The sequence below is a fragment of the Oceanobacillus jeddahensis genome (assembly GCF_000750635.1).
In the GTDB taxonomy this organism is placed as follows: domain Bacteria; phylum Bacillota; class Bacilli; order Bacillales; family Amphibacillaceae; genus Oceanobacillus; species Oceanobacillus jeddahense.
Map to the genome: position 1 here is coordinate 1,135,010 of NZ_CCDM010000001.1, position 13,202 is coordinate 1,148,211.

At 37.2% G+C, this 13,202-nt stretch carries 14 protein-coding genes; 12 read left to right on the top strand and 2 right to left on the bottom strand.

What is annotated here, in order from left to right; genetic code table 11:
- Positions 1-27 precede the first annotated feature (27 nt).
- Positions 28-612, bottom strand: a complete 585-nt coding sequence (locus tag BN986_RS04975; RefSeq protein WP_040978549.1) for a TetR/AcrR family transcriptional regulator — start codon at positions 610-612, stop codon at positions 28-30.
- 8 nt (positions 613-620) lie between these two features.
- Positions 621-1,370: an alpha/beta fold hydrolase gene (locus tag BN986_RS04980; protein WP_040978550.1), complete on the bottom strand. Its 750-nt coding sequence runs from the start codon at positions 1,368-1,370 to the stop codon at positions 621-623.
- Positions 1,371-1,685: 315 nt separating this feature from the next.
- Between BN986_RS04980 and BN986_RS04985 the strand changes: the two genes are divergently transcribed.
- The 12 genes from BN986_RS04985 (at position 1,686) to BN986_RS05040 (ending at position 13,188) form a co-directional block, all read left to right on the top strand.
- Positions 1,686-2,552: a MurR/RpiR family transcriptional regulator gene (locus BN986_RS04985; protein ID WP_040978552.1), complete on the top strand. Its 867-nt coding sequence runs from the start codon at positions 1,686-1,688 to the stop codon at positions 2,550-2,552.
- Positions 2,553-2,740: 188 nt separating this feature from the next.
- Positions 2,741-3,775 (top strand): DctP family TRAP transporter solute-binding subunit, encoded by a 1,035-nt coding sequence (locus BN986_RS04990; protein WP_244444943.1) that lies wholly within the window; start codon positions 2,741-2,743, stop codon positions 3,773-3,775.
- A gap of 1 nt (position 3,776) precedes the next feature.
- Positions 3,777-4,268 (top strand): TRAP transporter small permease, encoded by a 492-nt coding sequence (locus tag BN986_RS04995; RefSeq protein ID WP_052400644.1) that lies wholly within the window; start codon positions 3,777-3,779, stop codon positions 4,266-4,268.
- A gap of 14 nt (positions 4,269-4,282) precedes the next feature.
- Positions 4,283-5,563 (top strand): TRAP transporter large permease, encoded by a 1,281-nt coding sequence (locus BN986_RS05000; protein WP_040978553.1) that lies wholly within the window; start codon positions 4,283-4,285, stop codon positions 5,561-5,563.
- 136 nt (positions 5,564-5,699) lie between these two features.
- The gene (locus tag BN986_RS05005; RefSeq protein ID WP_040978555.1) at positions 5,700-6,740 is read left to right on the top strand and encodes a zinc-dependent dehydrogenase; all 1,041 of its coding nucleotides are present in this window, start codon (positions 5,700-5,702) and stop codon (positions 6,738-6,740) included.
- Positions 6,741-6,790: 50 nt separating this feature from the next.
- Positions 6,791-7,603 (top strand): class I fructose-bisphosphate aldolase, encoded by an 813-nt coding sequence (locus BN986_RS05010; protein ID WP_040978556.1) that lies wholly within the window; start codon positions 6,791-6,793, stop codon positions 7,601-7,603.
- Positions 7,604-7,623: 20 nt separating this feature from the next.
- Positions 7,624-9,090, top strand: a complete 1,467-nt coding sequence (locus BN986_RS05015) for a xylulokinase (RefSeq protein ID WP_040978557.1) — start codon at positions 7,624-7,626, stop codon at positions 9,088-9,090.
- Positions 9,091-9,129: 39 nt separating this feature from the next.
- Positions 9,130-10,095, top strand: a complete 966-nt coding sequence (locus tag BN986_RS05020; protein WP_040978558.1) for a 2-hydroxyacid dehydrogenase — start codon at positions 9,130-9,132, stop codon at positions 10,093-10,095.
- 22 nt (positions 10,096-10,117) lie between these two features.
- Complete coding sequence (locus BN986_RS05025) at positions 10,118-11,065, top strand: ribose-phosphate diphosphokinase (protein WP_040978559.1); 948 nt, start codon at positions 10,118-10,120, stop codon at positions 11,063-11,065.
- Between the two features lie 500 nt (positions 11,066-11,565).
- Positions 11,566-12,051 (top strand): DUF2243 domain-containing protein, encoded by a 486-nt coding sequence (locus tag BN986_RS05030; protein WP_040978560.1) that lies wholly within the window; start codon positions 11,566-11,568, stop codon positions 12,049-12,051.
- Positions 12,048-12,950: a cytochrome c oxidase assembly protein gene (locus BN986_RS05035; protein WP_074435614.1), complete on the top strand. Its 903-nt coding sequence runs from the start codon at positions 12,048-12,050 to the stop codon at positions 12,948-12,950. The genes BN986_RS05030 and BN986_RS05035 overlap by 4 nt, the downstream gene beginning before the upstream one ends.
- A gap of 37 nt (positions 12,951-12,987) precedes the next feature.
- Positions 12,988-13,188, top strand: a complete 201-nt coding sequence (locus BN986_RS05040) for a CsbD family protein (RefSeq protein ID WP_040978561.1) — start codon at positions 12,988-12,990, stop codon at positions 13,186-13,188.
- The last annotated feature ends 14 nt before the right edge of the window (positions 13,189-13,202 follow it).

Consider the following 13,202-nt stretch of genomic DNA (forward strand, 5'->3'; position numbering starts at 1 on the left):
AGGATGAACTTGGATTTAAAAGAAAATTTACCCACAAAACTCCCCAACAATCTGCTCTTTTATCTCCTCAATAGGAAACTGCTGCGGATAAGTTGATATCATCAACATGATCCCTTGAAGCGTAGAAGAGAAATACAACGATCGTTTCCGAGCGTTCGCAACACCCAGCTCTTCAAATATCTCACATTGAAACTCAAACTGTTTAGCATTTTCTTCAATGAGAAAACGACTGTATTTAATCAGCTCCTGATCTGCTTTAGGCTGTGTTTGCAGGTGAAGATAGAAACGGAATACTTTCGGATTTTGATAAACATTATCGATAGCCCCTACGATGATATGTTTGAGCTGCTCTGCTGGAGCCTTGAGGGATCGTGCTTGTTCCATCACGTCCACCATTTCTTTAACTCTCTTATTTACCATTGTCGCAAGGAGTTCTTCTTTTCCTTTAAAATAATTGTAAAGCAGACCTTTTGAAATGCCTGCATGTTTAGCAATACTGCTGATGGAAGTTGCATGATATCCTTGGGTAATAAATAATTCCATTGCTGCATTCATAATATTCTCTTTAGCTAACTGTCGAATACGTTCATTTTCCTTTGGTGTTCTTGGCATGGCAAACGTCAATCCTCCAAAAATTCTTTTATATGATAATACAACTCTTCTGGATGCGTTAAGGTGACCATGTGATCAGCTCCAGAAATTTCCACGGTTCGAGCATCTGAATGTTTTCGAAAGTAATCAGCAACTCGAAGGTTATCAGGCAATTCTTCCGTACCAATAATAAATAGGGTTTTAACAGTCAATTCACCGAGTCTTTCAGCCGCTGGAGGATGTGGCCAAATTAATTCAAAAGCAGACCATTGAAACATCCGTTTGATATGATGCCGAAACATTTCATCAGTAAGCTCTTTGTGGGGGCTGGCCTGTACAACACGATATGAAGGTGCACTTTGGGAGATTTCGATCATTTTTTCAATGTCAGGTGCAGCCGCAGTTACCTTATTCATATAGTCTACAAAATCCTGTGAATAATTAAACCCTGTCAAAGCTGGTGCGATGACAATCAATTCCGATACATATTCCGGATACTCTAATGAAAAATCTGTAGCAATCTGGCCACCCATCGAATGTCCAATCAACGTAGTTTTATGAATATTCAAGTGGTCCAGAAGCTTCTTCAAATCTTCCACATAACTCATATCTCCTGTGGGATCTGGTGATTTTCCGGCTCCACGTCCATCATAACTGACAACCATATGATGTTTGGCTAAAAGGGGAGTAACAAATGTCCAGTCCCGTAAATCAGCACCGCCACTGTGAACAAGTACGATCGGGGGTCCATTACCAACTATTTCATAATGCAAATCCATTGAGATCCTCCATACTTTTTGAGTATTTTTCTATATATTAATATTGAATGACTGGTTAGTCAATAGAAAATGTGATTAATTTATAAAACTATTTTATATTTAATCGGTGGTGATTGTAATAAAGCAATCATTGCTACAATCCATGAACTTCAATCCTTCCTTTAATGCGCCCTGTAATTGGAAAATCAAATTTTGATGCATATAACAGAGAAAATTAAATGGTTTAGCATGGATCCCTTCTGATGATATGCTATAATTTACTTGCTATTTAGTATAGAAATAAATTGTAGGAAACGAAGCAAGGAGGAATATTTTATGAATGATTTAAATGTAAACAAAAATCCCGGGCTTTTTACAAGACTGGAGGCTATCGAGCCAAAATTGAAAGGAGCAGAGAAAAAAGTAGTAAGGTTTATTGAGAAGAATCGAGAAGAAATTATTCATTTATCGATTACAGAGGTTGCTGAAAGAAGTCAAACGAGTGAGTCTTCTGTGGTTCGTTTATGTAAAAGACTTGGCTATAAAGGTTTTCAAGATATGAAAATTCATTTTGCGAAGGAAGTTATTTCCCCTGAAAAACAGATTCATGAAGTAATTGAAAAAGATGATGATGTTCTCATGGTAAAGAAGAAAATTTTTCAGTCCAATATTCAAGCATTGTATGATTCTTTAGAAGTATGTAATGATGAACAGCTAGTACATGCTGTAAATGCTATATCTAATGCAAATTTGATTGAATTTTATGGGACAGGCGGATCTGGTTCGGTAGCAATGGATGCACAACATAAACTTTTAAAATTAGGAATTAAATCTTTTGCTTATAATGATTCAACCTTACAATCCATGTCGGCCAGTGTACTGGATGAAAAAGACGTTGTTATCGGTATTTCTCATACAGGATCTAATAAGGAAGTATTGCATGCGATGAAATTGGCTAAAGAAACAGGTGCAACGTTAATTTGTATTACCAGCTCATCTAAATCTCCTATCACGCAAATTTCAGATATTACTTTGCAGACAGCATCCAACGAAACTTTATTCAGAACAGACGCGATTTCCTCGAGAATTGCTCAATTAACAATTATTGATATTTTAGTTGCTGCGTTAGCTATTCGTAACTATGATCAAAGTTACAGTGATTTACAGAAGACCAGAAATTCTACAACCAATAAAAAATTATAAATGTGAAAATTACATTTATTTTTTTTATTAAAATATTGAAGGAAATTACCACCGTATGTTAATATGAATTTACTGAAAAATTTCTTCGGTGAATTCATATTAAGTTGTTCTTTCTTTATAAATATTTCTTTTTCAATAAAGAAAGCGTTGTCATATGAATGAGTGATACGAATAGGGGGAGGAAAATAGTGAAGAAGATTATTGTTTCTTTATTTATTGTGGTGGCAGTACTTACCTTAGTTGGGTGCGGTAAAGGTAAAGTGGGAGAAGGGGCAGAGAAGGGAGATACAGTGACATTCAGGTTGGCAACACCGGATCCTGATTCGTCACAAATTACGAAGGCTGCTCAGGAGTTTGCAAAACTGGTTGAAGAGAAAAGTGATGGTTCTATCCAGATTAATGTTCATGCCAATGGATCGTTATACGGAGGAGACCCTGCTGCTGCAGTAAAGCAACTGGGAGATGGCAGCTTAGATATGCTTCTTTTATCAACCTCCTTATATACGAACTTTGAACCAAGGTTTAATGCAATTAGTATACCGTATTTATTTGATGATACGGACCAATTTGTTGATTTTTTAAATAGTGACCTTAGTGAAGAACTGCTTCATTCAGTAGAAGATATGGATATCAAGGGACTTGGCTATTGGACACGTGAGTTCAGACAGATTACTAATTCCGTCCAGCCTATCACGGATCCAGCAGATTTAGATGGAATCAAATTAAGGGTACCTAATAATTCGTTATGGGTAGAATTCTTTGCTGATGCAGGGACAGCAACAACCCCTATGGATTTTGGAGAGGTTTATAACGCTCTTCAGCTAGGAACGATTGATGGTCAGGAAAATCCGGTAGAAGTGGTAGAATCATCAAAAATGCAGGAGGTGCAAGAATACTTAACTATTTCAAACCATATGGCTGAAGCATGGCTGGTAGGAATGAACCAAGAGAAATTCAAAGAATTATCAGAAGAACAGCAGGGAATCCTTTTGGAAGCTTCTCAAGAAATACAATCTTGGAATGCAGAAGAAGAAAAAGCAGAGGCAGAAGAAATGATTAATTTATTAGAAGAAGAAGGAATGCAGGTTAATGAGTTAACGGATGAACAACAAGAAGTTTTTATTGAAAATTCAAAACAATTATATCCAGCTTTTAAAGAAATTATAGGAGATGAAGCTTTTTTTGATGAGGTACTTGAATTTGTTGGGAAGGAGGATGAATAAAATGGAAGATAATCAATCAAAAGCATATAACCTTTTCTTTACCATTTTAAACAAAGCTTCAAATTTTATAGCAGGTTTAATTGCTGTCACTCTTTTAATTATAGTAATTATGCAAATTATTGGAAGGTGGATAGGAAGCCCCTTACCGTGGACAGAAGAAATGACAAGGTATTTGTTTATCTGGATGATTTTTATAGGTGTTGGAATTGGTTTTCGAAAAGCAGAATCACCAAGGGTTACGGTGTTTTTAAATTGGATGCCTTCTTTTATGCAAAAAGCAGGAAGGTGGATATACACTATTGGTTCGATAAGCTTTCTCCTGTTTATGGTTGTTTATGGAATAAATTTAGTACTTCAACAGATAGCTTTAAATGAAACAAGTTCGGTTTTACTTATACCAGTATGGCTGGTTGGTATTAGTGTGCCTATTTCTGGTGTTCTTGGAATATTGAATATTATTCAATCTCTTATATACCATAAAAACTTAATTTAAGGAGGTGTCAAAGCTTGTCTATTTTTCTATTAATTTTATTCTTTATTCTATTGATTATTGGTATACCTATTGCTGCATCGTTAGGTATTTCGGTTATCTTTTCAATTCTCATATTTACAGATATACCGATCAGTTTAGTTATTCAGTCTATGTACAGTTCAATGAATAGTTTTATTATGGTTGCCGTCCCTTTATTTATTTTAGCAGGTATTATTATGGATGAAGGAGGAGTAGCGAATCGGTTATTTTCATTTGCTAATAGTGCTGTAGGCTGGATGAGAGGAGGGTTAGGACATGTTAACGTCGTAGTTAGTCTTTTATTTGCTGGTATGGCAGGATCTTCTATTGCCGATATTGCCAGTACTGGAAGAATGACGATTAATGCGATGACAAAAAATAATTATCCAATCATATATTCTACAGGGTTAACGTTAATAACGTCTGTTCTTGCTTCGGTGATACCGCCTAGTATCTTAATGGTAGTAGCTGCAGCAACGGCAGGTGTATCTGTTGGAGATGCATTAATTGGAGGTTTGGTTCCAGGAATTATCATGGCTATTATTTTCATGATTTGTAACCATATTTATAGTAAGAAACATCATATTGGAGAACCAATTCCATTTGATTTTAAGGTGTTAATGAGAGAATTTATGAAAGCCTTTCCTGCTTTGCTGATCCCTGTTATTTTACTTGGCGGTATCTTAAGTGGAATTTTTACTCCGACAGAAGCGGCAGCAGTAGCTGTATTGTATTCTCTGATCATTGCTATTTTTTTCTATAAGGTAATTTCTGTGAAACAGTTGCCGAATATGTTTTATAGAACCACCAACATGACAGGGACAATACTTTTTATTGCAGTCACTGCACAATCTGCAAGCTGGGTATTTGAATATGATGGGTTGCCGACCCGGGTTGCTTCTAGTATTACAAATGTCAGTGAAAATTCATTTGTTATATTGCTTGTCATGTTTGTGTTTTTAATTGTAGTAGGAATGTTTATGGATGCGACAGCTGCTATTTTTATTCTTGTTCCAATATTGATGCCTATTGTGACAGAGGTTGGTATTGATCCATTGTACTTTGTTATATTTTTGGTTTTAGCTTTATCGTTTGGCCTGGTTACTCCTCCGGTTGGTGTGGCATTATATGCCGCGAGTAATGTAACGGGTTTAAGTATTGAGAAAGTTTCAAAGGCTGTTCTACCATGGATATTTGTAACTATTTTTATTCTGTTGCTCTTTATTATTTTCCCTGTTCTGTTAACAGGACCGCTTGATTGGATTCAGCCTGATTAGAGCATCAACTCAATAATGAAGGATAAGTTGTGCAGATTTGTGAAAAATATATTCATATTTTTATAATTAATATTGAAGGAAATTTCCTTCTTTGTTATACTAACGCTAGATTTAATTTTTGTAGAGGGGTGTTTAAGTGAAAGCTGCTGTATTTTACGGACCAAATGATTTGAAATTAGAAGAAGTAAAAAAGCCGGAAATTACGGAAAAAGAAATATTGCTCAAAGTCAATATGAGTGCAGTATGTGGGACAGATGTACGGATATATTTAGGGAAAAAAACAAAAGGAGTCCGCACACCTTCTACGATTGGCCATGAGATTGTCGGAACCATTGTCGAGGTTGGGAGAGATGTTTCCGGCTATGAAACAGGAAATCGGGTAGGCGTTATGCCGGTTATTCCTTGTGGTAATTGTCATTATTGCCAAAATGGAATGGAGAATGTTTGCGCTAACCGTAAAGCAATTGGCTATGAGTTTGATGGAGGATTTGCAGAGTATGTCCGAATTCCATCTGCTGCCATCCATGCTGGAAATGTAGTCAAAATTCCGGATCATGTCAGCTTTCAGGAGGCTGTTATTACAGAACCTTTGGCTTGCTGTTTAAATGGTAATAAAAAAGCAAATGTGAAAATGAATGATACCGTTGTCGTGATTGGTGGCGGACCAATTGGGATGATGCATGTGCAGCTGGCTAAGATAGCAGGTGCGAAACAAGTTATTTTGAGTGAGCTGGTAGAACATAGGAGAGACAAAGCAAAAGTAGCTGGTGCTGATATAGTTGTTAATCCTGGAGAGGAATCCATCGAGGAGATTGTTTTAGACGCAACCAACCAGCTCGGAGCTGATGTTGTTATTATGGCAATAGGTATTCCTCAATTAGTCAATCAGGGAGCAACCTTGTTAAAGAAAGGAGGGACATTGAATTTATTTGCTGGTTTTACAAAAGGCGTTTTTTCCGAGATAGATCCAAACGTTATTCACTATAATGAGATCAATGTAAATGGAACTTCCTCCTTAACACGTTCCAATTATCAAGAATCTTTATCATTAATTGCAGATGGGAAAATCAATACGGAGGTTATTACAACACCGGGTTACTCTTTGGATGAGATTCAACAAGCTATTGAAGATGTCCGGGATGGGGTAGGAATGAAAACGCTAATTGAAAACACGTAAGTATGGAAAACTGGGTATCTATTAAAAATCTATTTACAGGAGTGTTATATATGTCATTATTAGGTAAAGAAATTCGTTTAAAGCGTTTATTGCATGAAGATGGCCGTTTATTAGGAGTAGCTGTGGATCAAGCAACTGCCAGAGGGGTTTTTGATGAATTGATGCCGATTGAAAGAAAAATCGATGAAATCGCTGCTGCACGTCCAGATGCGATGACAATGCATAAAGGGATTGCGGATACATGTTTTCATAAACATGCAGGGAAAACGAGTCTGATATTCAAAGCATCTACTTTTTCTCCATGGCAGCCCAATTCTGACGTACAGGTAGCAAATGTGGAAGAAGCGATACGTTTTGGAGCGGATGCCGTATCCATGGGATGTATTGTCGGCGGAGATGATCAGCCAGTGCAGCTGCAGAATCTGGCGACGATAGCTGGGGAAGCCCATAAAGCGGGATTACCTGTAATTGCTCATATATATCCACGAGGAAATCAAATTCCCAAAACGGAATTAAATGATTGGAGACATGCTGCTTATGCAGTACGTACAGGCGCCGAAGTTGGAGTGGATATTGTAAAAACAAAATATACCGGCGACCCGGAATCATTCCATAAAGTAGTTTCTTCTACACCTGCCAAAGTGGTTGTTGCCGGTGGAGATATCGGTAATAATATTGAAGATTATTTTCAAATGGTGCATGACGTGATAGATGCAGGGGGTACGGGAATCACGTTTGGACGTATTGTATGGAATCGTCCAAATCCAACAGCTGTTGTGAAAGCATTTAAGCATATCATTCATGATAATGGTACAGTAAAAGAAGCAATGGAACTTCATGAACAGCTTCTAAATGAAAATTAATAATTGAAAAAGGTGATTATATGTCGCATATCATTGGTGTGGATATTGGTACAAGCTCGATAAAAATAGGGAAGATGGACAAAAATTTCAACTTGGATACCATGAATAAACAAGCATATTCTTTGGTATATCCTAAAAATGGCTGGATGGAAATAGATGTCCATGAAGTATGGAATAAAACACAACAAATGATATATGAGGCTATTCACAATATAAGAATAAATGGTGGAGAAGTGGATGCAATTTCCCTCTCCACTTTTTGCAATTCTTCCGTGTTGATGGATATGCATGGGAATGCTTTATCAAATGGAATTATGTATTTGGATAGTCGTAGTAAAGAACAGGCGGAACGAATCTACCATATGATTGGTGAAGAATTACTTTATAAAATTACTCGAAATAGAGTAGAGCCGGGAATGTATACGGTTACGTCAATATTATGGAAGATGGAAAACCAATTGGATTTATTTCGTCAAACCTATAAATGGGGAAACTTATCAACATTTATCCATCATAAATTGACGGGGAACTTTGTTATGGATTGGACACAAGCTTCCTACACAGGGATATTTGATGTTTTGCAATATCAATGGTCTACAGACATCTGTGACAAGCTCGGTATAGACATGTCTATTTTACCGGATGTTGTCAGCCCGTTTGATGATATTGGTGAATTTGAAAAAATTCCTGTTATTGCTGGGGCAGCAGATACGGCAAGCTCCGGTTTAGCTCTGGATCTGAAACCGGATGAAATGTTTGAATCTGTTGGTACATCCAATGTCTTGACAGTATGTACAAATCAACCAGAACAATTGGATACCCGTTTTTTAAATCGATGTTTTGTTTGGCCGAATCAATGGCTTTCACATGGGGCCATGTCTACACCTGGAGCTTCTATTAAATGGTTCAGCCATACGTTCTTAGAAGAAAAAGAAAATGAGAAAACGGATATTCTTGAGTATCTGCCTGAGCAATCAGAAATCGGAGCAAACGGTGTTTTTTTCTTACCTTATATGCAAGGGGAAAGAAGTCCGATCTGGGATCATAATGCACGAGGGGTATTTGCTGGAATGCATTTACAAACATCAAAAGCAGATATGCTTCGAGCTATTTTAGAAGGATCTGCGTTTGGTTTAAGACAAATTTATGAAATTATCGAAAGCAGCTATTGTTTACATGCTCAACGTTTTAGATCAATCGGCGGAGGAGCCAATAATAAAGTGTGGGCGCAAATAAAGGCGAATATACTAAAAACAGAAATAGATATTCAACAAATCGCAGAGACAGGCGTTTATGGGAGTTGTTTAATTGCAGGAAAAACAATTGGCTATTTTACGAATATGCAGGATATTGCTCCATATATCCAAAATAAAACGATGTATACCGTTAAACCAGATATGAATACTTTTCAAACCTATGATCGGTATTATAAAAAGTTCATTACACTTTATCCAATGCTTAAAGATTTTTTTCAAGTTGTGGAATAAAAAGATAACACCCGTTTAAAGAAATTGGAGGGATCATAAATGAAACCAAATGTATATATTACAAGGAAACTCCCTGAATCTATTGTAAAGAAGATAGAGGAAGTATGCCGTGTGAGGATGTGGGAAGAGGAAGGTCAGCCTGTTCCTAGAGAGGTGCTGTTAAGGGAAGCGGAACAAGCAGACGGCCTCTTTTGTTTGTTGACAGAAGAAATAGATCAGGAGGTATTGAATGCCGCAAAAAAATTAAAAATCATTGCTAATATGGCTGTAGGCTATAATAATATTGACATAGAAGAAGCTACTAAAAAAGGCATTATCGTTACAAATACACCAGATGTATTAACAGAAACAACTGCTGATTTAACGTTTGCTCTATTAATGGCAACTGCCCGAAGAATATTGGAATCAAATACTTATTTAAAAGAAGGAAAATGGAAAACTTGGTCCCCAATGCAGTTGACCGGGCAGGATATATATGGAGCGAAATTAGGAATCATTGGAATGGGACGTATTGGAAAAGCCTTGATAGAGCGAGCAAAAGGATTTAATATGGATGTATCTTATTATAATCGTTCGCGCAAACTGGATGTTGAAAAAGAATTTGATATTACCTTCTTAGACAAAGAATCCCTTTTAAAAGAATCCGATTTTGTATGTATTCTTGTTCCTTATAGTCCGGAAGTACACCACTTCATCGGCGAGAAGGAACTTCAATTAATGAAGGACTCTGCTATTTTGATTAATACAGCAAGAGGAGGTATAGTAGATGAAGAGGCGCTGTTTCATGCCTTAAAAAATAAAGAGATTTGGGGAGCCGGGCTGGATGTATTTGAGGAGGAGCCTGTTTCATTAGAGAATCAGTTGCTATATCTTCCCAATGTTACTGCTTTACCGCATATTGGAAGCGCCAGTGAAGCGACCAGATTAGAAATGGCAAATTTAGCAGCGGATAACCTTATCCAAGTTTTAGCAGGAGAAAAAGCAATTACACCAGTGAACGGTTAAATTTTCCTCAGGAGGCAGAAAAATGAAATGTGGTCCGAAATTAAAGTTGTTTACATTGAATTCCCATTATTCTTTGGCTAAAGAGATATCCGATATTTTAAATGTCCCTTTAGGAGCGAGCTCCGTAAAACGCTTTAGTGATGGTGAAATTCAAATCAATATTGAAGAAAGTGTTAGAGGCTGTGAAGTATATCTTATCCAATCTACCTCTGAACCAGCAAATGAGCATTTAATGGAATTATTAATTATGATTGACGCAATGAAAAGAGCGTCGGCTGAAACCATTAATGTCATCATGCCGTACTATGGTTATGCGAGGCAGGATCGGAAGGCACGTGCCCGGGAACCGATTACGGCGAAATTAGTTGCTGATTTAATCGAAAGAGCTGGGGCTACCAGATTAATTACATTAGATCTTCATGCACGGCAAATACAAGGTTTCTTTGATATACCCGTGGACCAACTTATGGGGGTACCAGTATTAGCAGAGTATTTTAAAAAGAAATTACCAACGGAAGAGATTGTCGTTGTTGCGCCAGATAATGGCGGGGTAGGCCGTGCCAGAAAAATGGCAACCATATTGGACACACCTATTGCACTTATTGATAAACGACGGCCGGAACCAAATGTAGCGCAAGTTATGAATATTATTGGTGACGTATCCGGGAAAAAGGTTATTATTATCGATGATTTAATTGATACGGCTGGAACCCTTACATCGGCTGCGGAGGCATTGATCGACAGAGGAGCAGAAGAAATTTATGCTTGCTGTACGCACCCTGTCTTGTCAGGGAAGGCGATTGAAAGAATTGAATCCTCAGTCATTAAGGAACTCGTGATTACCAATTCGATTTACTTACCAGAGGAAAAGAAGATAAATAAAATTACATCTCTGACCATCGCACCATTATTAGCGGATACTGTTTTAAGAGTGCATAATAATGCCTCTGTTAGTGTGTTGTTTGATTAATATGTAAAGTGGTAAGAAGAGCTATGTTGCTTATGATAAAATCTGTCCGTGTGTTAGCGGGCAGATTTTTTTCATTCGGGTACTACTAATAATCCCCTGAAAAAACCAGAAAATGCCAGAATCATCTGTCCGGGACTTACTTCCGTCCCTCTTGTCCGATCATTTTTTCTTCTTCCATATGATTATGCTGTATCCCTTTTTCACAGTAATAAAATGAAGAAGGAAGGTTTATTTAAATAAAGATACTTTGTCAGATAGACAATGTATTAATAAGGTACATTTATGACAAAATAAACCCTGTCATAGAAAATGGTTTATTAGAGAAATCAAACGGGAATGCTGAATAAAAGAATGAGACACGTTTATGCATTAAACCGTTTTCATTGGATAGCTGTCCTTTTTATAGAGAACCAGTAAAACAGTCTATTTTAAATTACTTTCCAAAACGTTATAGAGCAATATCGTAAAAGATCTGTATCTGATCCAGGGAGGTTTATACCATGAAAAAAGAACTCACTCAAGAACAGTTGGCCTATTCAGGTCGAAATTTTTTATCTGGTTTTTTATTTGGGCTTGGGATGGTTGCTTTTATTGACGAGTTTGTTTTCCATCAATTGCTTCAATGGCACCACTTTTATGATCGTTCTACAACCCAAATTGGTTTGATTTCCGATGGTCTCTTTCATGCTTTTAGTTGGTTTGCTACTGTTGGGGCACTGTTTATGCTGGCAGATTTAAGACGTCGTAAGGCATGGTGGAAAAAGCGATGGTTAGGCGGCACAATGCTGGGGGCAGGTATATTTAATTTATATGACGGTCTTATTCAACACAAATTAATGCAACTTCATCAGATTCGCTATGGTGTTGACCTTCTTCCTTATGATTTAACGTGGAATATTCTGGCAGGGGGAATTGTGATTGCTGGAGGAATGGTCCTTTATCAAACGCAAAAACAAATCAAGCTTCAAAGGGGCGAGCTGGGATGACGGATCATGAAAATGCGCAGCATGCTGCTCATTCTATGGATTTTATTACACAATTCCTATTAAGCGTCCCTTTTTTAATTGGGATGCTACTCTATTTATTAGCTTTTCTCTTTTCAAAACAAAAGAATCGACCTTGGCCGAAGTATCGAACGGCTTTATGGATGACGGGAAGTGTCTTATGCCTTATTACTGTTGCGGGACCAATGGCATCTGCTGCTCATCAGAATTTTACAATCCATATGCTTGGTCACTTGTTATTAGGTATGCTCGGTCCGTTATTAATGGCGCTGGCTGCACCGGTGACGCTGCTTTTACAGTCACTGCCAACACGTTATGCTAAAAAAGTAACTATTATTTTAAGAAGTCCGTTTTTTCATTTCCTTTCCAATCCAGTTGTTCCTGCCGTATTAAATATAGGTGGACTTTGGGTGCTTTATACGACTGGTTTGTACAGTATGATGGAAACAGTGATTTTGGTTCATGTGCTTGTCCATTTACATGTTTTTTTAGCAGGATACTTTTTTGCGGCGACGCTGTTATATATCGATCCAATCCCTTATCGATCTAGTTACCTTTATCGTTCTTTGGTATTGATCACTGCTTTGGCAGGACATAAAATTCTTTCTAAAGTAATTTACGCCTTTCCTCCTGAAGGGGTCCCTAGAGCGGAAGCCGAAACCGGAGGCATGTTGATGTATTATGGCGGAGATGCAGTTGATATAATAATTATCATTATATTATGTTATCAATGGTATCAGTCATCTGGTCGGAAGGTTGATTCGAGAAGGTCTATGCCCACTTACTTATCGTTAATAACAAAGAGTATCATAATATTCAAGTTCTCTTTTCATTTATTTTATGTTTATATCTACCACTCAACGGTAAAACAATTAATATAAAGAAATATTTTAATTATATAGAGGGAGGTTGATCAACATGAGTGATGGATTTAAAGATAAAATGAAAGGTGCAAGTGACAAAGTAAAAGGTGAAGCAAAAGAGGCGCTTGGTAAAGTAACAGATGATAAGAAAAAACAAGCAGAGGGAAAAGCTGATAAAGCTAAAGGCGCAGCAAAAGACACAAAAGGTGATGTGAAGGATGCGCTAAATAACTCTGATGAACAAAGAGATAGATAGAATACACTTCGACT